This window comes from Pseudomonas sp. NPDC088890 (assembly GCF_044900155.1).
GTDB classification, from domain to species: Bacteria; Pseudomonadota; Gammaproteobacteria; order Pseudomonadales; family Pseudomonadaceae; genus Aquipseudomonas; species Aquipseudomonas urmiensis.
Window position 1 is genome coordinate 157,181 of sequence record NZ_JBJDNG010000005.1, and the last position, 23,250, is coordinate 180,430.

The 23,250-nt window shown below is 64.7% G+C and carries 18 protein-coding genes; 14 read left to right on the plus strand and 4 right to left on the minus strand.

Translation table 11 applies throughout. The features are described 5' to 3' along the window. A complete protein-coding gene (tssB, locus tag ACI2JX_RS13140) occupies positions 1-516 on the minus strand; it encodes a type VI secretion system contractile sheath small subunit (RefSeq protein ID WP_186552833.1) in 516 nt (171 codons plus the stop codon). 72 nt (positions 517-588) lie between these two features. Then, positions 589-1,626, minus strand: coding sequence for a type VI secretion system protein TssA (gene tssA, locus ACI2JX_RS13145; RefSeq protein WP_368971775.1), 1,038 nt, complete (start codon positions 1,624-1,626; stop codon positions 589-591). A 396-nt stretch (positions 1,627-2,022) separates the two neighbouring features. Here tssA and tagH point away from each other — a divergent pair, with 396 nt between their 5' ends. The 14 genes from tagH (at position 2,023) to ACI2JX_RS13215 (ending at position 20,655) form a co-directional block, all read left to right on the plus strand. Further along, positions 2,023-3,408 carry a type VI secretion system-associated FHA domain protein TagH gene (gene tagH, locus ACI2JX_RS13150; RefSeq protein WP_264235238.1) on the plus strand — a complete coding sequence of 462 codons (1,386 nt, stop codon included), beginning with the start codon at positions 2,023-2,025 and terminating at the stop codon, positions 3,406-3,408. Between the two features lie 49 nt (positions 3,409-3,457). Beyond that, positions 3,458-3,955, plus strand: coding sequence for a type VI secretion system lipoprotein TssJ (tssJ, locus tag ACI2JX_RS13155; protein WP_186552830.1), 498 nt, complete (start codon positions 3,458-3,460; stop codon positions 3,953-3,955). A gap of 15 nt (positions 3,956-3,970) precedes the next feature. After that, a complete protein-coding gene (tssK, locus tag ACI2JX_RS13160) occupies positions 3,971-5,305 on the plus strand; it encodes a type VI secretion system baseplate subunit TssK (RefSeq protein ID WP_264235239.1) in 1,335 nt (444 codons plus the stop codon). Positions 5,306-5,311: 6 nt separating this feature from the next. Then, positions 5,312-6,619 carry a DotU family type VI secretion system protein gene (locus ACI2JX_RS13165; RefSeq protein ID WP_264235240.1) on the plus strand — a complete coding sequence of 436 codons (1,308 nt, stop codon included), beginning with the start codon at positions 5,312-5,314 and terminating at the stop codon, positions 6,617-6,619. Continuing rightward, entirely contained in the window at positions 6,616-10,119 is a 3,504-nt protein-coding gene (gene tssM / locus ACI2JX_RS13170; RefSeq protein WP_404690233.1) for a type VI secretion system membrane subunit TssM, read from the plus strand. Before ACI2JX_RS13165 ends, tssM begins: the two co-directional genes overlap by 4 nt. Continuing rightward, positions 10,116-10,772, plus strand: a complete 657-nt coding sequence (gene tagF, locus ACI2JX_RS13175; protein ID WP_404690234.1) for a type VI secretion system-associated protein TagF — start codon at positions 10,116-10,118, stop codon at positions 10,770-10,772. The genes tssM and tagF overlap by 4 nt, the downstream gene beginning before the upstream one ends. Further along, the gene (locus tag ACI2JX_RS13180) at positions 10,769-11,488 is read left to right on the plus strand and encodes a PP2C family protein-serine/threonine phosphatase (RefSeq protein ID WP_404690235.1); all 720 of its coding nucleotides are present in this window, start codon (positions 10,769-10,771) and stop codon (positions 11,486-11,488) included. The genes tagF and ACI2JX_RS13180 overlap by 4 nt, the downstream gene beginning before the upstream one ends. A 7-nt stretch (positions 11,489-11,495) precedes the next feature. Continuing rightward, positions 11,496-14,510, plus strand: coding sequence for a serine/threonine-protein kinase (locus tag ACI2JX_RS13185; protein WP_404690236.1), 3,015 nt, complete (start codon positions 11,496-11,498; stop codon positions 14,508-14,510). After that, positions 14,510-15,226 (plus strand): ABC transporter ATP-binding protein, encoded by a 717-nt coding sequence (locus tag ACI2JX_RS13190; RefSeq protein ID WP_404690237.1) that lies wholly within the window; start codon positions 14,510-14,512, stop codon positions 15,224-15,226. The genes ACI2JX_RS13185 and ACI2JX_RS13190 overlap by 1 nt, the downstream gene beginning before the upstream one ends. Then, positions 15,226-16,428 carry an ABC transporter permease gene (locus tag ACI2JX_RS13195; RefSeq protein ID WP_404690238.1) on the plus strand — a complete coding sequence of 401 codons (1,203 nt, stop codon included), beginning with the start codon at positions 15,226-15,228 and terminating at the stop codon, positions 16,426-16,428. Before ACI2JX_RS13190 ends, ACI2JX_RS13195 begins: the two co-directional genes overlap by 1 nt. Beyond that, the gene (locus ACI2JX_RS13200; RefSeq protein ID WP_404690239.1) at positions 16,421-18,193 is read left to right on the plus strand and encodes a formylglycine-generating enzyme family protein; all 1,773 of its coding nucleotides are present in this window, start codon (positions 16,421-16,423) and stop codon (positions 18,191-18,193) included. Before ACI2JX_RS13195 ends, ACI2JX_RS13200 begins: the two co-directional genes overlap by 8 nt. A 77-nt stretch (positions 18,194-18,270) precedes the next feature. Then, a complete protein-coding gene (tagQ, locus tag ACI2JX_RS13205) occupies positions 18,271-19,197 on the plus strand; it encodes a type VI secretion system-associated lipoprotein TagQ (protein WP_264235247.1) in 927 nt (308 codons plus the stop codon). Between the two features lie 151 nt (positions 19,198-19,348). Further along, positions 19,349-20,239 carry an NAD synthetase gene (locus ACI2JX_RS13210; protein WP_404690314.1) on the plus strand — a complete coding sequence of 297 codons (891 nt, stop codon included), beginning with the start codon at positions 19,349-19,351 and terminating at the stop codon, positions 20,237-20,239. Next, positions 20,239-20,655, plus strand: a complete 417-nt coding sequence (locus tag ACI2JX_RS13215; RefSeq protein WP_404690240.1) for a hypothetical protein — start codon at positions 20,239-20,241, stop codon at positions 20,653-20,655. The genes ACI2JX_RS13210 and ACI2JX_RS13215 overlap by 1 nt, the downstream gene beginning before the upstream one ends. Before the next feature lie 133 nt (positions 20,656-20,788). On the opposite strand, the gene ACI2JX_RS13220 is transcribed toward ACI2JX_RS13215, so the two are convergent. Continuing rightward, a complete protein-coding gene (locus tag ACI2JX_RS13220) occupies positions 20,789-21,463 on the minus strand; it encodes an outer membrane protein (RefSeq protein ID WP_404690241.1) in 675 nt (224 codons plus the stop codon). Between the two features lie 372 nt (positions 21,464-21,835). Beyond that, positions 21,836-23,194, minus strand: coding sequence for a D-serine ammonia-lyase (dsdA, locus tag ACI2JX_RS13225; RefSeq protein ID WP_404690242.1), 1,359 nt, complete (start codon positions 23,192-23,194; stop codon positions 21,836-21,838). Positions 23,195-23,250: the final 56 nt, after the last annotated feature.

Consider the following 23,250-nt stretch of genomic DNA (forward strand, 5'->3'; position numbering starts at 1 on the left):
TCAGGCGCTTGGGTCAACGTCGGCAGGCTTTGGCGCGCTGGCCAGGGCCTGCAGCAGGGCAGGGTCTTTGATCGCTTTGAGGATGATGTCCTCGGCGCCGGTCTTGCCGTCCATGTAGGTCAGCAGGTTGGCCAGCTGGGTGCGTGCTTCGAGCAGCTGGTTGAGCGCGTCGATCTTGCGCGCCACGGCCGCAGGGCTGAAGTCGTCCATGCTCTCGAAGGTGATATCCAGGCTCAGGTTGCCTTCACCGGTCAGCTCGTTGGGCACGTTGAACGCTACCCGTGGCTGCATGGCCTTGAGGCGCGAGTCGAAGTTGTCGACGTCGATCTCCAGGAACTTGCGCTCGGCCACAGCCGGCAGCGGCTCGGCGGGTTTGCCGGCAAGATCCGAGAGCACGCCCATGACGAACGGCAATTGGACTTTCTTCTCGGCGCCATACAGCTCGACGTCGTATTCGATCTGCACCCGCGGCGCACGGTTGCGTGCGATGAATTTCTGGGAGCTGGTGTTCGCCACGTTGTTCCTCCTGGTCGCCGGTGCGGCGGCTTCGTCTGTTGCGGGCGTCGGTTAAGCGGTGCGCGTGGGAGCTCAGTCGGCCTCTGGACCGCGCAGGTTTTCAAATTGCGAGAGACCGTCCGGGATCAGGTCGCGGACGATGGTCGCGAAGTCGGCATTGACCAGGTTCTTGGCCCGGCGCAGCAGCACCGGCAACGGGCTCGACGGCTCGTGACGGGCGTAGTACTGGAGCAGGCGGTCCAGGCTTTGCAGCACCTCTTCGCGGCTGCTGACCTCACCGGGACGAGCTGACGGGCGCAGGCTTTGCGCAGGCTGCGCGGCGCTTTGCTGGTCGCTGTCTGGGCTGTCGTCAGCGCCACTCTGGGCTTCGCCCAGTGGCAGTTCGCCGCCTGGCGCGTAATCACCAAGCACTTGCTGCGCCTGGCGCAGTGGCTGCTTGAGGGCGCTGAGGTCGACCCCGCTGGCCGAACCGACCTGATCGCTGACGCGCCGCTCGATGGCCTCGCAGGCTTCGCGGGCTGCGGCCAGGGCCTGGCGGGTCTGTGCCAGTTGCTCGGGATCGGCGTCGCGCAGGGCCGCAGCCAGTTCTTCGACGCTCAGCTGCTCGCTGGCGAAGTGCTGCACACCAGCGGCATTGAGTGCCGCACGCAGGCTCACCGGGCCGAAGGCGCGCGAGCGGGCCAGCACCGCCTCGCGCAGCAGGGCGATGTTGGCATCGCAGGTCAGCCCGGCGAGGGCGTTGATGCGCACGGTAGGGTCGTTGTCGTCGGAGGCATCGAGCTGCGGGTGCACGTGCAGCCAGTACTCATCGAGCAGATCGCGGATCAGTTCGAGGCTGGCAGCCAGGCCCGGCAAACCGTGCAGGGCGAGGTTGGCCTGCAGCAAAAAATGGGTGATGCGCAGGTCTTTGCTGCGTTGCAGCAAGGCGCTGCAAGACGCTTCGATAGCACGCCACTGTGGTGGCTCGGCCGGCTGGATGGCATCGCCCATGACACGCTCGGGCCGGCCCTGGGCATCGCGCTCCAGTTGCAGGAAATCCGGGTCGTATTCGAGGTCGTCGCCGCAAGGAAAGTCTGCGGAAACAGCGGCGAGCAGCAACGGCGAGTTCACCAGAATTCGATCTCCATATCGGCCCGTGGTGAGGGCTTGACTTGCGCGAGTTGCGTTATGTGAACTGGCGCACAAACTTGTCAAAGAATGCGAAGTTGACATCACGGCGATATCACTTTGGCACTCTCAAGTTGCGCATTTATGGTTTATTTCCAAATTGCTGTCAAGGTAAGCTAGCCGCCCTCGAGTGGGGGTGTGATCGAGTTGGCAGGTGTTGAGCGCCATTGGTCGACTGCCAGCAAAGTGCGAGTTTCGTGTGGTTAGAATTCACGGCCCAAGCGCAAATAACCGCAAGAATAACCAGCAAATTCAAAGGGTTTACTGAGTTTTTTGGACGATTGTGCTGAAACACTCAATTGAATGGAATCGAGCGTTGCAATATATGCAGGAGGCGTGGTGGCACTTTGCCTAACAATTACTAGTTACCACAAGATCACCCCGGGACAATGCTCGGAGAAGGTCGTGGAAAGTAGTGCCATCACTATTGGACGTGGCCCGGATAATGACTGGGTACTGCCCGATCCTGAACGCTTGGTATCTTCACAGCACTGCGTCATCCAATTCAGGGATGGCCGGTACTATCTGACAGATAACAGTACAAATGGTGTGGAGTTAGTTCACGCCGGTATTCGCCTGCGCCGTGGCAACAGTGAGCCATTGATGGATGGCGAAGTTATTCGGATTGGCGATTACGAGATCCAGGCGCGGGTCGATGCGGGCTTTTCCCTGGGCGCTGGCGGTCAGCCGCAAGCGCAGAGCTTCGAAGCGTTGATGGCCAATCAGGCGAGTGCCTCCAGCTCACCGATTGCCCCGGCACCCGCGGCGTTCTTGCAGGGGGCTTCGAGCCACGACACCCTGCCAGATCTGTTCGACTTTCTCGGCCCATCTTCCGTGCCTGCGGCCAGTCAAGCCGATCACCTGCCTGCCCAGCAACACGATTTCCGCCCACCCACGCCGCTCGCGCCACCCACGCCAGCTGAGGCTGCGCCCGCACCTGCCGGGCCAGGGGTGATCCCAGCGGACTGGCACCTGCTCGATGACCTGCCGCCGGTTGCCGCACCGGCGCAAGCTGTGCCGCCTGCCCCGGCCGCTGCGCCGCTGGCGCCAGCGCAAACTACTGCGCCTGTGGCGCAACAGCTGCCCCAGCAGGCACCCGAGCCTGCGCCGCGTGCAGCGGCTGCGGCGGTCGAAGGCGATGCGCTGCTGCAGGCCTTCCTGCGTGGTGCGGGTATCGAACATCTGCGCATCGATGGCGGTGACGCCACGGCGCAGATGGAAGCCATTGGTCGCAGCTACCGGCTGATGGTCGAAGGGTTGATCGACGTATTGCGTGCACGCAGCAGCCTCAAGGGTGAGTTCCGCATGCAACAGACCTCCATCGCCCCGGTGCAGAACAACCCCCTGAAGTTCGCCCCCAACGCTGACGAAGCCCTGCTGTTGCTGCTGCGCCATGGCAATCAGGCGTTTCTCGCTCCGGACCAGGCGGTACGCGACAGCTTCGATGACCTGCGCGCCCATCAGTTGGCCGTCATGGCTGGCGTGGAAGCCGCGATCAAGCACCTGCTGACGCGCTTCGAACCTGCTCGGCTGGAGGCGCGCTTAGCCCCCGCCGCAGGTTTGGCCAAGCTGTTCGGTGGCTCGCGCCAAGCCCATTGCTGGCAGCAGTTCACCGAGCTTTACGGGCAGATTTCGCGCGAGGCCGAAGACGATTTCCAAGACTTGTTCGGTCGCGAGTTCAGCCGCGCCTACGAGGCTCACAGCGCTCGCTTGCAACGCTCCTGAGGCACATGCAGCAGGACAGGAAGAACACCAAGACGTCATGAGGACGAGGATGAATGCAACAAGACTGATCGCAGTCGCGGCTCTCGCACTGCTCAGTGCCTGCAGCAAGGATGCGAGCGTAGCGCCCGTGGCCGAACAGGCCGCCGCCGGCCATGCCGTGACCCTGTACTTCAGCGCCGCCGAAGGGCTCAACCCAGGTGCCAGCGGTATACCTGCGCCAGTCCGGGTGCGTATCTACGAGCTGAAAAACAGCGCGGCGTTTGCCCGCGCCGACTACTTCGCCTTGGCCGAGCGCGCCCAGGCGACCTTGGCCGCCGACCTGCTCGACCAGGACGAGGTGCTGCTGCAGCCCGGTGAACAATTGAGCGTCGAGCGTCCCCTTGACCCAGCCACCCGCCAGATTGGCCTGGTGGTCGGCTACCGCGAAATCGACCAGGCCCAGTGGCGCAGCGTGCTCCCTGTGCCACCGCGCGATTATCAGATCAGCCTCGATGTGCGCGCCGTGCGCAGCGCCGTGGCCGTCCAACCCATTGAGTCTGCCCGCTAGGCAATCGGAGAACCCATGTCCTGGAACAATCGCGTGGTCTGGTCGGAAGGCATGTTCATCACGACCCAGCACTTCCAGCAGCAAGACCGCTACCTGGAGAACTTCATCGATGCCCGCAGCCGGCCATTGTCCTGCGCTGCCTGGGGGTTCTCCGAGCTGCTGATCGACCAGGGCCTGCTGGCCCAGGGCAAGCTGGCGATCCTCAGCGCGCGTGGCCTGCTGCCTGACGGCACGCCGTTCGATATCCCTCGCGATGACCTGCCGCCGCCGCCGCTGGAGATTCCTGATGACCTGCGCGATGGCCTGATCTACCTGGGCCTGCCGCTCAAGCGCGCCGGCGCCCGCGATACCGTCGACGAAGGCGAAGCTGCCGAAGGTGCGCGCTACGTCAGCCGTATCAGCGAGGTGCGTGACGATAACGCCCCGTTCGAGAACCGTGCGCCGCTGGCCTTGGGCAGCCGCGCCCTGCGCTTGCTGAGTGAGGTCGATGGGGTCAGCGATCATGCCGCGCTGGGTGTGGTGCGTATCCGTGAGAAGCGCGCCGACCGCGCCCTGGTGCTCGACGACAACTACATTGCGCCGCTGCTGGACGTGAGTGCCAACAACGTGCTCTCAGGGTTTCGCAGCGAACTGCTGGGCCTGCTGCACCAGCGTGGCGAGGCGTTGGCCGGGCGGGTGGTGGCCTCGGCCAACGGCGGCGCCTCGGAAATTGCCGACTTCATGCTGCTGCAACTGGTCAACCGCGCCCAGCCACTGCTCGAGCACCTCAACCAGCTCAGCCCGCTGCACCCCGAGCGGCTGTACAGCGAGCTGGTCAGCCTGGCCGGTGAGTTCGCCACCTTCTGCAGTGAAGGCCGGCGTCCGGCCAGCTATCCGGTGTACCAGCACGACGATCTGGCGGCGACCTTCGCACCAGTCATGAGCGCATTGCGCGAAGCGCTGTCGATGCTGATCGACAGCAAGGCGGTCGCCATCCCGATCATCGAGAAGGCCTACGGCATTCACGTGGCCATGCTCGCCGACCGCAGCCTGCTCGACAGCGCCAGCTTCATCCTGGTGGTGCGCGCCGATGTGCCCAGCGAGACCCTGCGCAGCCGGTTCGGCCAGCAGAGCAAGGTCGGCTCGGTGGAGCACATCCGCGACATGGTCAACCTGCAACTGCCGGGTATCGGCCTGCTGCCGTTGCCGGTGGCGCCACGGCAGATCCCGTTCCATGCCGGCTCGACCTACTTTGAGCTGGACCGCGGCAGCGAGCACTGGAAGCAATTGCAGCATTCCGGTGGTTTCGCCTTCTATGTCGCCGGCGAGTTCCCCGGCCTGAGCCTGGCCTTCTGGGCCATTCGAGGATAAGCCGCGATGCACTCCGACGATCCGCAGGCGTTCGACCGCACCCAGTTCATGCCCAGGCCCGGTGGCCGAGGCCCGCAACCGGCCGCAGCGGTCCAGCCGGCCCCGGCGCCGCTGAACCTGCCCGCCGAGCCACTGGCGCCGGGCCAGGCCCAGGGGCTCAATCCGCTGGAGCAGGCGGCGGGGCCGCTGCTGGCGCTGCTCACCCGCTTGCGCAACACCATTGCGCACCCGGCTCCGGCCAGTTTGCGCGCGCAACTGCTGGCCTACCTGCGCCAGTTCGAGGAGCGCGCCGAGGCTGCCGGGGTGGCGCGCAACGAGGTGCTGCTGGCGCGCTACGCCCTGTGCACCGCGCTCGATGAGGCGGTGCTCAGCACGCCTTGGGGCAGCAGCAGTGACTGGAGCAAGCAGAGCCTGTTGATCACCGTGCACAACGAGGCCTGGGGCGGCGAGAAGGTGTTCCAGCTGCTCGAACATTGCCTGCAGAGCCCGCGTGAGCGGCTGAACCTGCTGGAGCTGTTGTACCTGTGCACCAGCCTCGGTTTCGAAGGTCGCTACCGGGTGATGAACGGCGGCCGGGCGCAATTGGAAGCGCTGCGCGAACGCACCGCCTCGGCGATTCGTAGTGCCCGCGGTGATGTCGAGCGCGAACTGTCGCCGCATTGGCGTGGGGTGACGGTGACGCGTGATCGCCTGGCGCAGTTCGTACCGCCCTGGGTTGGCCTGGCGGTGGCCCTGGCCCTGCTGCTGCTGGTGCTGTTCGGCCTGCGCCTGAAGCTGGCCGCCGATGCCGAGCCGGTGTTTCGTGGCATCCATGCGCTGGGGGAAATCCCGGTGCAGGCGATGGATCGGCCAGTGGTCCAGGCGAAACCGGTGGAGCGCCCGCGCCTGGCGGGGTTCCTGGCAGACGACATCAAGGCCGGGCGAGTCAGCGTCGAGGATGCGGTCGACCGCTCGGTGGTGACCATTCGTGGCGATGAACTGTTTGCCTCCGCCAGCGCCAGCATCAAGGGCGATTTCGAGCCGCTGATGCTGCGCATCGCCGAGGCCGTAGCCAAGGTCAAGGGCAACGTGCGGGTCTCCGGGCACAGCGACAACCGACCGATCGCGACACTGCGCTTCCCCTCCAACTGGGCACTGTCGCAAGCCCGCGCCGAACAAGTGCGCGACATTCTCGCGGCGCGTACCGGCCAGCCTGAGCGCTTCACCGCGCAAGGCCTGAGCGACACCGAACCGCTGGCGTCGAACGACAGCGCCCAAGGCCGCGCGAAGAATCGCCGGGTTGAAATCACCGTTTTGGCGGAGGGCGTCGAGTGAAGGCGTTTTTCAGTTTTGTCATCCGCTGGGTGATTCCGCTGCTGGGCCTGCTGGCCCTGAGCCTGATCATCTGGTTCGTCGGCCCGCTGCTCGATGTATTGGTGCCAGCGGCGCCGCGCTGGGTGTTGATCATCCTGCTGTTCGCCGGCTGGCTCGGCTATCGCCTGTGGCGCATCGTCCAGGCCCGCCGGCAGGCGGCCAAGGTGATCCAGAGCCTGGCCGCAGAGAGCGCGCCCGACCCTGCCAGCGTCGCCACCGCCGAAGAGCTGGCGACCCTGCGCCAGCGCATGGACGAAGCCTTGCAGTTGCTGAAAAAGGCCCGCCTGGGGGGCGATGAGCGGCGCAACCTGTATGAGCTGCCGTGGTACGTGATCATCGGCCCACCCGGTTCGGGCAAGACCACGGCGCTGGTCAATTCCGGCCTGCACTTTCCACTGGCGGCGCAGATGGGCGAGGGCGCCATTCGTGGTGTGGGCGGTACACGCAACTGCGACTGGTGGTTCACCGACCAGGCGGTGCTGCTCGACACCGCGGGCCGCTACACCACCCAGGACAGCCACGCGCAAGTCGACAAGGCGGCCTGGCTGGGCTTTCTCGACCTGCTGAAGAACCAGCGCTCGCGCCGACCCATCGATGGCGCGTTCATCGCCATCAGCCTGTCTGACCTGCTGCTGGGCAGCGAGGCCGAGCGCGCCGCGCATGCGGTGGCGATCCGCACGCGGATCCAGGAGCTGTACAGCCAGTTGGGCGTGCGCTTCCCGATCTACCTGATGCTGACCAAGCTCGACCTGGTGCCGGGCTTCATGGAGTTCTTCGACAACCTTGGCAAGGACGAGCGCGCCCAGGTCTGGGGCATGACCTTTGGCCTGGACGACGGCCAGCACGGCGAAGGCCCGCTGGCCCAGTTCGGCAGCGAGTTCGGATTGCTCGAGCAGCGCCTCAACCAGCGTCTGGTCGAGCGCCTGCAACAGGAGCGCGACCCGGCCAGGCGTGACTTGGTCTACGGCTTCGTGCAGCAGTTCGCCGCCTTGCGCGGTAACCTCAAGACCTTCCTCGATGGCGTGTTCAAACCCAACGCCTTCGAAGACCGCGCACTGCTGCGCGGCGTCTACTTCACCAGCGGTACCCAGGAAGGCAGCCCGATCGACCGGCTGATCGGCAGCATGGCCCAGAGCATGGGCCTGGACCGCGCCCACCTGGCCCGCCAGAGCGGTACCGGCCGCAGTTATTTCATCGAGCGTCTGTTCAGCGCCGTAGCCTTCGCCGAGCGCGGGCTGGTCGGCAACAACCCGCAGGTCGAGCGCCGGCGCAAGTGGATCGCCCGCGGCGCGTTGGCCCTGAGCGTGGCCTTGGTGCTGGTGGTCGGCACCTTGTGGACCCTCAGCTATCGCGCCAACCAGCAGTACATCGCCGAAGTCGACAGCCGGCTCAAGCCGTTGGGCAGAAGTGTTCAGGAGTTGAGCCCGGCGCAGCGCAACGTGCTTGAAGTGCTGGGGCTGCTCAATGCCGTGCGCGGCCTGGCCGACAACCCGCCAAGCTGGGCCAAGGGCCTGGGGCTGTACCAGGGCGACATGCTCGAAGGCGAATCGAACAGCGTCTTTCGCAAATTGCTGATCGCTGTGTTCGCCCCCCGGCTGGTGACGCGCATCGAGGAGCAGCTGTATGCCGGTGGCCCGTCCGATTACCTCTACGAGGGCCTCAAGGCTTACCTGATGCTCGCCGACAGCGAGCATTACGACCCTGAGTTCATCAAGGCCTGGATCAGCCTCGATTGGGAGCGCAGCCTGCCGCGCGACCTGGCGCCCGAGCAGCGCCAGGCCCTGGAGCAGCACTTGCAGGCGCTGTTCGAGCGCCGGCCGCCAAATGCCCGCCTGGACCAGCGCCTGGTCGAGGACGTGCGCCGCCAGCTGCAGCAGTTACCGGTGGCCCAGCGCGTCTATGACCGGGTCAAACGGCAGAAACTGCCGGCTGGGGTCAGCGATTTTCGTATCAGCGACGCTGCCGGGCGCGATGCGGCGCTAGTGTTCCGACGCAAGAGTGGCAAGCCTTTGGACGAGCCGCTGCCGGGCATCTTCTCCGTCGAGGGCTACCGCAAGGCGTTTCTCGCTGCGAGCCTTGCGCACAGCGAGACGCTGGCCGAAGAACGCTGGGTGCTGGGCCGCGAGGCCAGCGAGTCGGGCGATGCCAAGCGGTTGGCCGCCGATGTGCAGCAGCTGTATTACCAGGACTACATCCGTCATTGGGATGCGCTGCTGGCCGACCTCGACTTCGTGCCGATCACCAGTGTCGGGCAGGCCGCCGATGTGTTGCGGGTGCTGTCCGGTCCGACCTCGCCGATGAAGAAGTTGCTGCAGGCGACGGCCAAGCAAACCAACCTGGCGCAGCCGACCAGCCTCGACAAGGTCCAGGCCAAGGCCGAGCAGGCCGGGGTCGATCAGCTGCGTCAGCGCCTGGGCGGTCTGTTGGGTGATGCGCCGCTACCCAGCGACGACCCCGCCGCGCGTGAGCTGGACCCGGTGACCGCGCACTTCGCCGAGCTGGCCACCCTGGTGGAAACCAGCGAAGGCCAGCCAGCGGCCATCGATGCACTGCTCAGCGACCTCAATGCCCTGTACGTGCAGGTCAGCGCCATGGTTGGCGCCAGTGGCGACGCGCTGCTGGGCGAGGCCAAGAACCAGGCCCAGGCCGCTGCGCAGCGGGTCGCCCTGGGCGCTGCGCGTCAGCCTGAGGTGGTGCAGAACCTGGTGAGTTCGGTGCTCGGCTCGACCCACACCATTGTCATGGGCGGGGTGCGCAACCAGCTCAACGCCGCCTGGAACAGCGAAGTGCTCAACGTCTACCGCCAGTCGCTCAGCGGCCGTTATCCGTTAGTGGCCGGCAGTGCGCGCGATGCCACCCTGGAAGATTTCGGTCAGTTCTTCGGGGTGGGTGGGGTAATGGACAACTACTTCCGCAAGTACCTGCAACCCTACGTCAACACCTCCTCGATGCCGTGGAGCTGGCAGCCGGGGGCGGCGCAGAAGCTGGGTATCAACAGCAACGTCCTGGCCACCTTCCAGCGCGCCGCCGCCATTCGCGATGCCTACTTCCGTGCCAGTGGCGGCATGCAGCCGGGGGTACGTTTCGAGCTCAAACCGGTGGCGATGGATGCCTCGATCACCCAGTTCTTGCTCGATCTGGATGGCCAGCAGGTCAGCTACGACCACGGCCCGAGCCGGCCGGTAGCGCTGCAATGGCCCAATCCCAACAGCATTGGCGTGGTCCGCCTGTCGATCTCGCCGCCTGCGGCCAGCGGCCGCTCCGGGCTGACCATGGAGGGGCCGTGGGCCTGGTTCCGCCTGCTCGATCAGTCCGACCTGGTGGCCGCCGGATCGCCTGAGCGCTTCAACCTGCGCCTGCGCGTCGATGGCGCCAGTGTCTCGTACGAGTTGCGCGCCAGCAGCGCGTTCAACCCGTTCCGCAGCCGCGTCAGTGGCTTCAGCCTGCCGGAGCGCCTGTGAACGATTTTGGCTTCTACGGCAAGCTCGCCAGTCGCGGCGATTTTGTCAGTCGCGGCTTGCCGCAGAGCTTCATCCAGCCCTGGGATCAATGGCTGGCGGCGGGCCTGCAGGCCAGTCAGCAGCAGTTGGGCGAGCAGTGGTTGCAGGCGTATCTGGTCAGCCCACTGTGGCGCTTTGCCCTGGCGGCGGGGGTATGCGGCGAGTCGGCGGTGGTCGGCGTGGTAATGCCGAGCATCGACCGGGTCGGGCGCTATTTTCCGCTGACTGTGGCGCAGCTGCTGGCACCGGGTGAGTCGCTGGCAGCCGCAGTGTCTGGCGGTGATGAGTGGTTCGAGCAGGTGGAGAGCGATCTGCTGGCAACGCTTGAGCCGCAGGCTTCGTTCGAACAGTTCGAGGCGGCCTTGCGCCCTTTCCCGGGTGCCAGGCCGCAGCTGCCGGGCGCACGGGCTTCGTTCACTGCGATGCGCAGGCTGCAGGTCACCACCCCTGAAGGGCGCGCACTGGCCCTGGCCGAGTGTGCCTGCGAGGGCACGAGCCTGTGGTGGGGCAGGGGTTCGGAGCGGATCGCCGCCGGCCTGATGCGCTGTGTGGGGTTGCCGCGCAGTGAGGATTTCTCCGGGTATCTCCTGGGCAACGAGGCAGATTGCAGATGACCGCCATGCATTACACCGCGGCCAGTTACAGCCATGTCGGCATGGTCCGCAAGATCAACGAAGACGCCTGCCTGGAATTGACCTGGGCGGGCTTGTGGGCGGTGGCCGACGGTATGGGCGGGCATGCGGCGGGCGAGTATGTCAGCAGCCTGGCGGTGGACAGCCTGCGCAGTCTGCCGATGCTCGACTGCTTGGGCGAATTTGCCGATGAGGTGCGCGACGGGCTGTCCTGGGTCAATGGCACGGTGCGCGAGGAAACGCTGCGCCGGGGTGTGGCGATGATGGGCAGTACCGTCGTCGTGCTGGCCGCACGCGGTGACCAGGCGATTGGCCTGTGGGCCGGCGACAGTCGGCTGTACCGCCTGCGCGATGGCAGCATCGAGCGCCTGTCCCACGACCACAGCTACGTCCAGGAGCTGCAGGACAGTGGCCTGCTCAACGAGGCCGAGGCGCGCGTGCACCCACGCGGCAACATCGTCACCCGCGCCATCGGCGTCGAGGATCACCTCGAGCTGCAGGCGGTCACCTTGCAGGTGCAGCCGGGCGATACCTACCTGCTGTGCAGCGATGGCCTGAACAAGACCGCCGAAGATCACGAGATCGCCGAAGTGCTCGGCCACGCCGATCCCTACCAAGTGGTGCGCAGCCTCGTCCATCTGGGCCTGACCCGTGGCGCGCCGGACAACATCACCGCTGTGGTCGTAAAGGCGAACTGAACAGAGCATGGACATGCACATCCCCGGATTCGACATCGACGGCGAGATTGGCCAAGGCGCCATGGCCAGCGTCTACCTGGCCACCCAGCGCTCACTGCAGCGCAAGGTGGCGTTGAAGGTCATGGCCGCGAGCCTGGCCGCCGACCCGACCTTCTGCGAGCGGTTCCTGCGTGAAGGCCGTACCCTGGCCCGCTTGGCGCATCCGCACATCGCCACCATTCACGACATCGGCAATGTTGGCGAGCTGTACTACATGGCCATGGAGTTTCTGCCCAGCGGTACGCTCAAGGAGCGCATCGCCGACGGCCTGACGCCGCAGCAGGGCCTGTTGTATGTGCGCCAGATCGCCCAGGCGCTGGGCTATGCCCACGCCCAGGGGCTGGTGCACCGTGACGTCAAACCCGCCAACATCCTGTTCCGCGCCGATGGCACCGCCGTGCTGTCGGACTTCGGCATCGCCAAGTCGCTGGATGATCGTACCCAGTTCACCCAGGCTGGGTTTGCCGTGGGGACACCCAGCTACATGAGCCCCGAACAAGCCCGCGGGCTTGAGATCGATGGCCGCGCCGACCTCTACGCGTTGGGCGTGGTGCTCTATGAAATCCTGGTCGGCAAGCTGCCGTACAACGGCACCGATGCGCTGTCCACGGCGTTGGCTCACTTGACCGAGCCACTGCCGGAACTGCCCATCGAGCATGGCCGTTACCAGGACATCCTGCGCGGGCTGCTGGCCAAGGACCCGAACGAGCGCTTCGCCGATGCTGCCGCGTTGCTGGCAGCGCTGGACCGCTTGCCAGCAGAAAGCACTGACAGCACTGTCATCCGCCCGCTGCCGCTACCACCAGTGGCACCGGCCAAGCCAGATCTGGCCGGGCTGACGCCGGTGTCTATCGAGATCCCCAAGGCGCCGCCAGCGCCCGAGCCGGTTAGCGCCGCCACTGTCGACAGTGCCCCTGCGCCAGCCGTCAAATCGGCATCGAATAAACCCGCCAAGGCAGTCCTGGCCTTGGCCATTGCTGCTGCGCTGGGCCTGGGTGGGGCGTTCTTCTGGCTGCTCGGCGGCGACCAGCAGCCCGCAGCGCAGGCGCCGCTAGAGCCATCGCCAGTGGCGCAGACAGCCAGTCAAACTACGCCTGAGCGCACACCGCTCGCCGCCGTCGATGACCAGCGGCCGTTGCTGATGCCCGGCAAGAAGACCCTCTACCAGCGTGTGCTCAGCCAGCCCGGCGCGCAGCTGTTCGATCAGCCTGGCGGCAGTGCTGGCGAGCGTTTGCCAGCGTTCAGCGTGCTCTATGTCTACCAACGCAAGGAGGTCGACGGTAAGCCGTGGGTCGAGGTCGGCAGCTCCAGCGATGGTCAGCGCGATGGCTGGCTGCCGGCCAGCGCGAGCAGTGATTGGAAACAGAGCCTGGTGCTCAAGCTCACCGAGCGCTCAGGCCGCTCACCGGTGATGTTCATGCGCAATGCCGACGACGTGCAGCGCCTGCTCGATGACACCGGCCAGGCGCGCGAGCAGTTGCTCAAGGCGCAGAACCATCCCGACCAGGTGCCGCAGGTCATGGCCTTGGAGCCGACTGCCAGCGCTGTGCCGCAAGAGCAGTTCTACCTGATGCCGATCTTCGATTTCCGCGAAAGCTTCGATGCTCAGGGCCAGCCGGTGCAACTGCTCAACATCGCCTCGATCGACCCGGGCGCCAGCGCTCGTGACACCCCGCCGAAGGCCGCCGGGGTGGCGGGTGCCGATGGCAAGGGGTTCCGCACCGGTATCGTGCTGGTGGTGGATACCTCGGTTTCCATGCAGCCCTACATCGACCGCGTGCGCCAAGTGGTCAGCGAGCTGCAACAGCAGTTGGCCGTACGTGGCGAGCTGGACAGCGTCAGTTTTGGCCTGATCGGCTTTCGCAACAGCACCAAGCGCACCCCGGGGCTGGACTACCTGAGCAAGACCTTGGTGAGCCTGGAGCAGGGCCGCGATCCGGCGCGCTTCCTCAAAGCTGCGGCGCAAGTGAAGGCCACCAACGTTTCCAGTCACTCGTTCAATGAAGATGCCTTTGCCGGGGTCATGCAGGCCGTTGAAGGCATGGACTGGAACGGCTATGGCGGGCGCATCGTGCTGTTGGTCAGCGATGCCGGCGCGCTGCGCAAGAACGACCCCTACAGCAGCACCCAGATGAACGAGGCCGAGGTGCGCCAGGCCGCCTTGAGCAAGCAGATCAAGATCTACGCCCTGCACTTGCGCACCCCGGCGGGGCAGAAGAATCATGCAGGCGCCGAGCAGCAGTACCGGGTGCTGACGGCCGACAGTAACCCGCAGATCGGCGACCTGTATGTGTCGGTGCCCGGCGGTGACGTCAACGCCTTTGGCGAGCGCGTGCGCGAGATCGGCTCGACCTTCGCCGAGTTGGTCCACCAGGTGCGTAGCCAGCAGCCCCAGCCGGTGCCATTGCTGACCTCGGCGTCGAGCCTGGCAGCCAAGTCGCAGGCCGTCGGCTATGCCATGCACATGGATTTCCTTGGCCGCCAGAGCGCCAGCCAGGCGCCGCAACTGGTCAGCGCCTGGACCGCCGACCGCGACCTGACCAACCCTGCGCTGCCCACCTTGCAGGTGTGCGTGATGCTGACCAAGCTGCAGCTCAACGATTTGCAGCAGTCGCTCAAGTTGATCGTCGATGCCGCGCGCAAGACCCGTAGCTCGCCTGGCGATTTCTTCAATGAAATCGCCAGCGCCAGTGCCTACATGAGCCGCGATCCTGGGGCACTGAGCAAGGGCACCAATCTGGCCCAGAGCGGGGTGCTCGGCGAGTACCTGGAAGGGCTGCCGTACCGCAGCAAGTCGCTGAGCATGAGCCAGGACCTGTGGCTGTCGCTGTCGGTCGCCGAGCAGCAAGACTTCATCGACGAGCTCGACTCGAAGATCCGTCTCTACGAAACCTTCCACAACGACATGGCCAACTGGGTGCGTTTCGGCAACGCCGAGCCGGGTGACGCCTTGTACCGTGTCCCGCTGTCGACGCTGCCGTGATGATCAACCTGCACGAGGTGCGCAAGACGCGTGGCGAGGGTAGCCAGCGCTACAGCCTGGAGATCGAGCGGCTGTGCTTGTCGGCGGGTGAGCGGGTGGCGTTGGTCGGCCCCAGTGGCTGTGGCAAAAGCACCTTGCTCGACCTGCTCGCGCTGGTGCTCGAACCTGATGCTGCGCAGGCGTTCAGCCTCGCCCTCGATGGCCGCGAGGAAGATATCGCCGCGCTCTGGCGCAGTCGTCGGCTCGACCGTCTGGCCGCCCTGCGTAGCCGCCATCTGGGCTATGTGTTGCAGGCCGGTGGGCTGCTGGGCTTTCTCGATGTGCGCGGCAATATTCGCCTGCCTCGGCAACTGCTGGGGTTGGACGAGGACGGCAGTGTCGAGCGCCTGGCGCAAGCGCTTGATGTCCACGACCAGTTGGAAAAACGCCCGGGGGCGTTGTCGCTCGGCCAACGCCAGCGCGTCAGTTGCGCCCGCGCCCTGGCCCATCAGCCGGCGCTGCTGTTGGCCGATGAGCCGACGGCGGCGCTGGATCCGCTCAACGCCGAGCGGGTCATGGGCCTGTTGCTGCGTCAGGCCGAGGCACGCCGGGTGACCTGCGTGATCGCCACGCATGACGAGCAACTGGCCCGTGACGCTGGCCTGCGGGTGCTGCGCATGAGCTGTCGGCGTGATGCCGAGGGTGGTGTCACGGCGACCTTGGACAGGGCCGCCTGATGCGCCCGTGGCTGATCGCCAGCCTGGCCTGGCAGGACTATCGCAGCGATGCACGGCTGTCGGCCTGCAGCGTGTTGGCGCTGGTGGCGGTGATTGCGCCGCTGCTGGTGCTGTTCGGACTCAAGTTCGGCTTGGTCGGTAGCCTGACCGAGCGCTTGCAGCGCGATCCTGGCGTGCGCGAAATCATCCCCTTGGGCGGTGGTCGTTTCGATGCCGCGTTCATCGCCAATCTGGCTACCCGCGATGAGGTGGCATTCGCCATTGCCCGGACCCGGCAGATCGCCGCGACAGCCGAGTTGCGGCTACCGGCACAGGGCCGCGCGGTGACGGTGGAAATGCTCCCCACCGCTGACGGTGACCCGTTGCTGCAAGGGACGCCAGTGCCAACCGGCCTGCAACAAGCGGTGCTCAGCTTCACTGCGGCAGAAAAGCTTGGGGTCAAGGCCGGTGACTCGCTATTGGCCAGCTTCAGCCGCCAGCAGGCGGGGCAGTTGCAATGGCGCCAGAGCGAGCTGCAGGTGCTGGCGGTGTTGCCGCTAGCAGCCTTTGAACGCGATGGACTATTTGCCTCGCTGACGCTGCTGGAGGCCGCCGAAGATTATCGCGATGGCCGCGCCGTGCCTGCCCTGGACTGGGCCGGTGAGCGTGAGGCCAATGCCACCCAGCGGGTGTATCCGGCGTTTCGCCTGTATGCCCGTTCGCTGAACGATGTCGAGCCGCTGCGCCAGTACTTTGCCGAGCGCAAATGGCTGGTGTCGACCCAGGCGGCGCAGATCGCCCAGGTGCAGTCGCTGAGTCGCAATCTTGACCTGGTGTTCTGGATCATCGCGGCCCTGGCTGTCGCTGGCGCTACGGCCGCCATCGGCGCAGGCGCGGTGGCGGCGGTCGAGCGCAAGCAGCGCGAGTTGGCGGTGCTACGCCTGCTTGGCTTCGGCACTGGCGCACTGCTGCTGTTCGTGGTGCTCCAGGCGTTGTACAGCGGGGTGTTCGCCGCGGCCCTTGGCGGCCTGTTGTATGCCCTGGCCGAGCTCGGCCTGAATCGAATGTTCACCCAGGTGCCGGGCGAGTACGCCAGCCGCCTGCTGCCCCTGCACTACCTCGTCGCGCTGCTCGCCGTCCTCTCGGCCAGCACCTTGGCTGCCGCCCTGGGTGGCTGGCGGGTGGCGCGGATCGATGCTTGCGAAGGAATCCGTGATGTCTGAATTTCGCCTCGGGGCGCTGGCCCTGATCCTAGCCACCCTCAGCCTGGGCGCCTGCTCTCAGGCAGAGGATGAACAGCCCAAGGCAGCTGCCAAGGCTGAGACTGGCCAGCCGCTCGCCGCTGACAAGTTGGACAACCCCAAACCCTTGGCCGGAGATGTCAGCCTGCCGCTGCCCTGTGGCGGCGAAATCGTCTTCCGCCCTGTCTATGTATTGGCCCAAGGCAGCCTCGACGATCGTGAGGTGAGCCTGGGTTACCCCTTCAGCGAAGGCGAGGCGGGCTACAAGCAGTCGTTCATTTCTGGCTATCGGCGCGACTTCATCAACGGTCAGTTCAGCCTGGCCGACTTGGCCCCGCAGTGGCAACAGCAGGTCTCGCCGAACCTGCCCAAGGTCGACGCGAAAAGCCCGCTCAAACCGATGATGTATTTCATCGGCAAGTACGAAGTCACCGCCCGCCAGTATGCCCAGGTGATGGCCCAGGCCCAGGCGCTGGCCAGTGGCGAGCAGCCGCCGGCGTGCGCGCCAGTCACCGACATGGCCGGGCGCCTGCCCAAGGTCAAGCTGTCGCGCTTTGAGGCCGAGCGTTTCGCTGCGGTGTACAGCGCCTGGCTGATGCAGCATCACCGCGCGCTGTTGCCGGTCAGTGGCCGTGGTAGCAAAGCCGAAGATGGCGGCACTGGCTTCGTGCGCCTGCCGACCGAGGTCGAGTGGGAGTTCGCCGCGCGCGGTGGCTCGCTGGTCAGTCGCCAGGAGCTGGAGGGCCGGTTGTTCCCGCGCAAAGTCGAGGGCAGCGACAGCGAAGGGCCGTTGGCCGACTGGGCGGTGTTCAACCAGGTCGCCGGCGGCACAGGCCAGGCTGCGCGACTGTTGCCAATCGGCACCAAGCTGCCTAACCCGTTGGGCTTGTTCGATGTGATCGGCAACGCTGCGGAGATGGTGCAGGAGTCGTTCCAGCTGGTCCATGCCGGGCGCCGCCAGGGCGCTTTTGGCGGCTTCGTGGTCAAGGGCGGCAACTACCTGGAAGGCGAGGGCACCTTGTTTACTGGCATGCGCCGGGAGTACCCGCTGTTTGGCGCCGACGGCACCGAGCAGCGCAACGAGACCACCGGTTTTCGCCTGGCCATTGGCGCACTGTCGGCGCCGCGTTCGCGTTATCAGGAGCTGTTCGAGCAGTGGCAAAAGGAGGGTCGCCTGGCCAGCCTGACCGATGCCATCGATGACGCCCAGGACCCGACCAAGCGCCTGGACGGGATCATCGCCAGCGCCACCGACCCGCGCCTGCAAGCTGAACTGGGCCTGGTCAACGAAGAGCTCAAGCGCAACGTCTCGCTGATCGCCCAGCAGCGCGAGGAGGCCGCCGGCAACTTGATCCAGTCCGCAGCCCTGGTGGCCGAAACCATCAACAACTACAACATTCGCCTGACCAACCTGCGCAACACCCAGTCCAAGGCGCAAGCGGCTGGCGATCAGACCAGCGCGCGCATGTACGGCGCCGCCATCGCCAACGGCCGCAGCGCCCTCGATGGCGCGGTGGCGATCTATATCGACAACCTGGCCAGCGGCACGCGCTACACCGACGCGGTGATCCAGGCGCAGTTCCAGCGGGTCAAGCAAGAACTCAATCTCAAGCCGGTCCTGGGCAAGAGCCTGGAGAGCCGCGCCACCCTGTTCGTCCGCCACGTCGGGGAGTACCGCCAGCAACGGCGGGCCGATCCGGCGACGATCCTCAAGGAGTTGCTGGCATCGGCCGCCCCGCGCCCTTGAACGACTGCAATGCAAGCAAGCCATCCCGGGCGGCATGACGCCACCCGGACCTGTACAACCCAAGCGAGAACCTGACCATGCTTTTCACCCGTAACGCTCTGATCAATGCCGCCCAGGCCCGTACCGCACTGCTCCTGGCCGCAGGCTTCAGCACCGTACTGTTGGCCGGCTGTGCTGGCTCGCCGGTCTCCAAGGTCGGTGCCAGCACCAAGGTCGAGTACTACCCAAGCTGCTACGAGCCTGTGCAGCACCTGCGCTCCACCGACTCCGACATGACCAAATCGGTCGCCACCGGTGCCCTGCTCGGCGCGGTCGGCGGCGCGCTGACCGGCGCCCTGGTCGACGGTGACAAGCGCGGCCGCAATGCCGCCATTGGCGCCGCAGGTGGGGCCCTGGTCGGTGGCGCGGCGGGCTACTACACCGAGCGTCAGAAACAGATCAGTGACGATAAGCAGCGCATCGCCTCGTACGCGACCGACATCGACAAGAGCGCGGCCGACATGGACCGCACCACCACTTACGCCAAGGCTTCGCAGAGCTGCTACCAGCGTGAGTTCGCCAACCTCATGGAAGGGCGCAAGGCCAACCGCATCAATGACACCGAAGGGCGCAAGCGTCTGGCCGAGATCGTTGCTGGCCTGCAAGAGTCGAATAACCTGATCAGCGCTGTCAGCGGTCGCCTGGGTGAGAACCTCAACAACTACACCCAAGCCTACGAGCAGGACCTCAAGCAGGTGGGTGTACAGCGCGCCGATGTGACCGTGGTGGCAGCGGCCGAAGCGCCGAAAGCCGCGACCACCGGCAAGAAGGCCAAGGCGGTGAAGAAGACCAAGCTGCCTGATGTGCCGAAAGAAGCCGTCGCTACCGAGAAGACCCTGCAGAACGCCACCAGCAAGAAAACCGAGGCCCAGCAAGTGGCCAAGGCTGGCCAGGATCAGGTCAATGGCATGTGCCGCAACCCAGACATGGGTGACTGGGCGCCGGTGCCTTGCCCGAACGTTTGATGCTTGATCTTCAAGGCAGTTAAGTACCTCGTGGGAGCGGGCTTGCCCCGCGATCGAGTCCGTCAGCACGCGGATTCATCGCGGGGCAAGCCCGCCTCCCTATGAGGCACACCCGCCTACTCCTGCAAGGACAGCACTCGTGACAGACCTTTTGGCAAACCCATTGGGTAATACCTCGCAGTTTCTCGCGCGTCAGCGAATCCAGGCACGAATCAATTTGCCGAAAATGTTCGCAGCGATCGACGCCGACCCCCGAATAGTTGGGGCAGGGGTTGTGTACATTGACGCTGACTTCAATGTCATTACCCTGCGTGAATTCCAGCCAATCTGCAGTATCAGGCCCAAACGCGTGATTCTGCGGGAAATCAACAAATACCAGACCCCCGCGCAGTACACCGAGCAGTTGCAAAACAATCCGCGTGAGTCGCGGGTGGTGAAGGAAGCGATCAACACCTCGCTTTCCTGTGCCGGTGCATTCATAGGCTGGTGGGTGGTTTTCAGCGGTACCATCGCCGCGCCGTTCACTGCAGGTACCAGCCTGGTGCTGACCTATGTTGGCGGTACAGCAGCCGCAGCCAGTACTGCCCAGTGCGCCATTGGGGTTATCCGTACGGTGCGCGAAGTGACCAATCCGGCAGCCAACGATGCACTGGATGAAAACCAGTGGTACCAGGCGGCTTCCAAGGTACTCGATGGCGCGTCGCTGCTGGGCGTCGGGGCTTCGGGGCTGACCACGCTCAAATACCTTCAGGTGCACAAGGCCGCGACCGGGCGTAGCTGGCTTGAGCTGACCCGATCACTCAGCCGGCAGCAGCGCAAGGCGCTGACCGATGAGCTGCTTTCGATCAAGCATCCCAGTCTCACGCCCAAGCAGCTCAAGTTACAGCAGGCTGCAGGCACCATGACCAAGCGCTACACGCCCACGCAGATCAACCATGCCACCCAGACGCTTTTGCGTGACTCTCTTGGTGCCACTTTTGGTCTAGCGGGCAGTGCCACGGTGCAGAGCATCGCTGTGGGCCTGTATGAGGAGTTTGAGTGATGATGAAGTTTGGCGAGTTCCAGGCGTTCATGCGGCGTTACTTCCCAACGTTCTTGTTGGGCTTTTTCACCTGTGTGATGTCGGGGGCTTTGTCACTGGCTATGTGGATCGATAGTCACTGGCGCAATCATGCGGATAATCCGTTGTACACCCTGATGGGCACTGCAACGCTAGCGCTGTTGCTCTGCGCTGGGCACTTCGCGATGATCCGCGGCCTCAAGTGGGCCATGTGGGTTGTTTTGCCCGTCCCGCTCGTGGCGCTGCTGATGGCCTTGAGTCTGTTGGGCAGCGGTTTGAATACAGTGCTATTGGCAATCTTGTTGGCGCTGCCTCTGCTGGCCATGTTGGTGTTCAATGGCAAGCGGCATCGCCAGATGCGGGCTGATTTAATCGCGTTGCGCGCTGCCAGGTCTTGAGATGCGTGGCAACTGTTGCGTCATTCACCTGGCGGGAGTGATGTGTGTCAGCACAATCGCGCAACGTGCAAAAGCCGCTCGGGCTATCACCGAAGCGGCGTTGTAACTATCAGCAGGTAATCAGTGAATGGGCTCAGAGCGATAGACGAACTTCGACGAACAAGCTCTGTTCGGTCAGTTTGCCCTTGAGCTGCTCGTCACGTGCGTTGATCCGATTGGCGAAGGTGTTGCGGCCGGTCTCGATCTTGCCCATGTCCACGTAGCGGTAACCACTGCCTAGGGTGATTTTGTCGGTCAGGGCGTAGTCCATGCCCAAGCCCAAACTCCAGGCAAAGTTGTTCTGGCCGTTCTTGGCGAACTGGCGCGAAGGGTTGCCCTGGTAGCCCTCAGACTGGACATGCGCAACGCCCGCGCCCGCCATCAGGTACCACGATAATTTGTCGGTCAGGGCAAAATCCCTGAACCCGTTGAGCATCAGGCGTTGGGAGTTGACCTCCATGCGATTGACGTTGGCATCAAAGGGCGACCAGTGAGAGTCAAACTGGCTGTTTTTGCGCAGGGTGTACTCAACCTCCGCACGCCAGCCATCGTCGAAGCCGCGGCCCAGTGCGATAGCGCCATTTAAGTCACGATCATTGCTTGGGCTTTTGATGCGATGGTCAACACGCGGGCTGGTCAGTTCGGCATCATGCAGTTTCTGGCTAGCGTTTTGCAGTCGCAAAGCGAGGTAGGTGTCATCGGCCAGGACCTGGGTGGAAGTCGCCAAGATGGCAAGACCAATGGCATGGAGGGCGAAAGCAGCTTTCATCGGGCGTATCCTGCACTGTGAATAGTGCGTAATACGGTAAGGAGCTGCTTGGAGTGCTGGCTGTAGGAGAAATCTGATATCTAGCGAGATCCGCCGACAGCTTCGTGCCGAACGCTCTGCATCAGTGGGCGGTGCCGTGCTTAGGCTGAACCCTCGGCAAACACACAGTCACTCGCAACCTGCCCTCTGCCAAGTTGCTTAGCACCAGTTTTACCTGCATGACTTAGCGCAATGCGCTGGGCGATGCTCAGCCAAGTCCATATCCTCCAAAGCTCAGGTGCCGAGCCGCCACCAGAAAGGTATGCAGGTTGGCGAACTGGCTGCTGTTCAGCCGGGAGCTGATACGCGGCGCAAGGTTGAGCACGGTTTCCCTCAAGCTTGTGGTTGGGCCAGCAGTTCACGGCCCTTGGCCAGATACGCCTGCATTTCATCGTCAGGCACCCTGTTGCCCCCGGTTGCCCACACCAGGTGGGTGGCGTTGGCCATGGCTTGGCGATCCAGCCCCAGGCGCACCCGGTAACCCTGCTGCTCAGCTAGGACTCTCGCAATACCCGGCACGCCGGCCAGTGCCGAAGGCTCAAGACGTAGACCCTCGCTGCGCTCCATCAGCGCCAGCAAACTGTACATTTCCTCGTCGCTGACCGTGTAGAAACCATCGAGCAAACGCTGCATGGCCTTGCCGACGAACCCCGAAGCGCGGCCCACCGCCAGGCCATCAGCGGCAGTCACATTGTCGATGCCGAAGTCCTGCACACTCACCTGGTCATGCAGCCCGGTGTATACGCCCAGTAGCATGCAGGGCGAATGGGTCGGCTCTGCGAAGAGGCAATGCACCGCATCGCCAAACGCCAGCTTCAAGCCAAAGGCCACGCCCCCGGGTGCGCCACCAACGCCGCAAGGCAGATAGACGAACAGCGGGTGCTGTGCATCGACGCGAATGTTCGCCGCCGCCAATTGTAGTTTCAGGCGCTCGGCGGCCGCCGAGTAGCCGAGGAACAGGTTGACCGAGTTTTCATCGTCGACGAAGTAGCAGCCAGGGTCGGCCTCGGCTTGCTGGCGCCCTTGGGCAACCGCCACGCTGTAGTCGCTGGCGTACTCCACCACCGTCACCCCGTGCGCGCGCAGCGTGTCCTTCTTCCACTGCCTGGCATCTGCCGACATGTGCACGGTCACCTGGAATCCCAGCGCGGCGCCCATGATGCCGATCGACATCCCCAGGTTGCCGGTCGAGCCGACGGCAATCGTGTACTGGCCAAAGAACGCCCGCGCCCGCTCGCTGTCGAGCAGCGCGTAGTCGTCATCGAGCGTGATCAGCTTGGCGGCCAGGGCCAGGTCTTCGGCATGCTTGAGCACCTCATAGATGCCGCCGCGCGCCTTGATCGAGCCTGAAATGGGCAGGTGACTGTCGCGCTTGAGCCATAGCGCGCCGGTCAAGGTCTGGCCGTAGCGCTCGCTTAGCAATGGCTGCAGCCGAGTCAGCGGCATGATGTCGGACTCGATGATGCCGCCGCTGTTTTGCGTTTCTGGGAACACACGTTGTAAGTAGGATGCGAACCGCGTCAGCCTCGCGCTGGCATCGGCCACATCTGCCGCCGTCAGCCCTACATCACCCAGGGCTTGTGCGGTCGGTGCTACGGCGGGGTTGAACCAGGTGGTCTGTTGCAGCGCGACCAGATCACGGATCAACGGAAAACGGGCATACCACTGTTCGAGCGTGCTTCCCAGAATCATGACGGGGTCCCTGTGCTTGGTCAGTCTGAAACCTGTACTGCATTAGAAGGCACAGT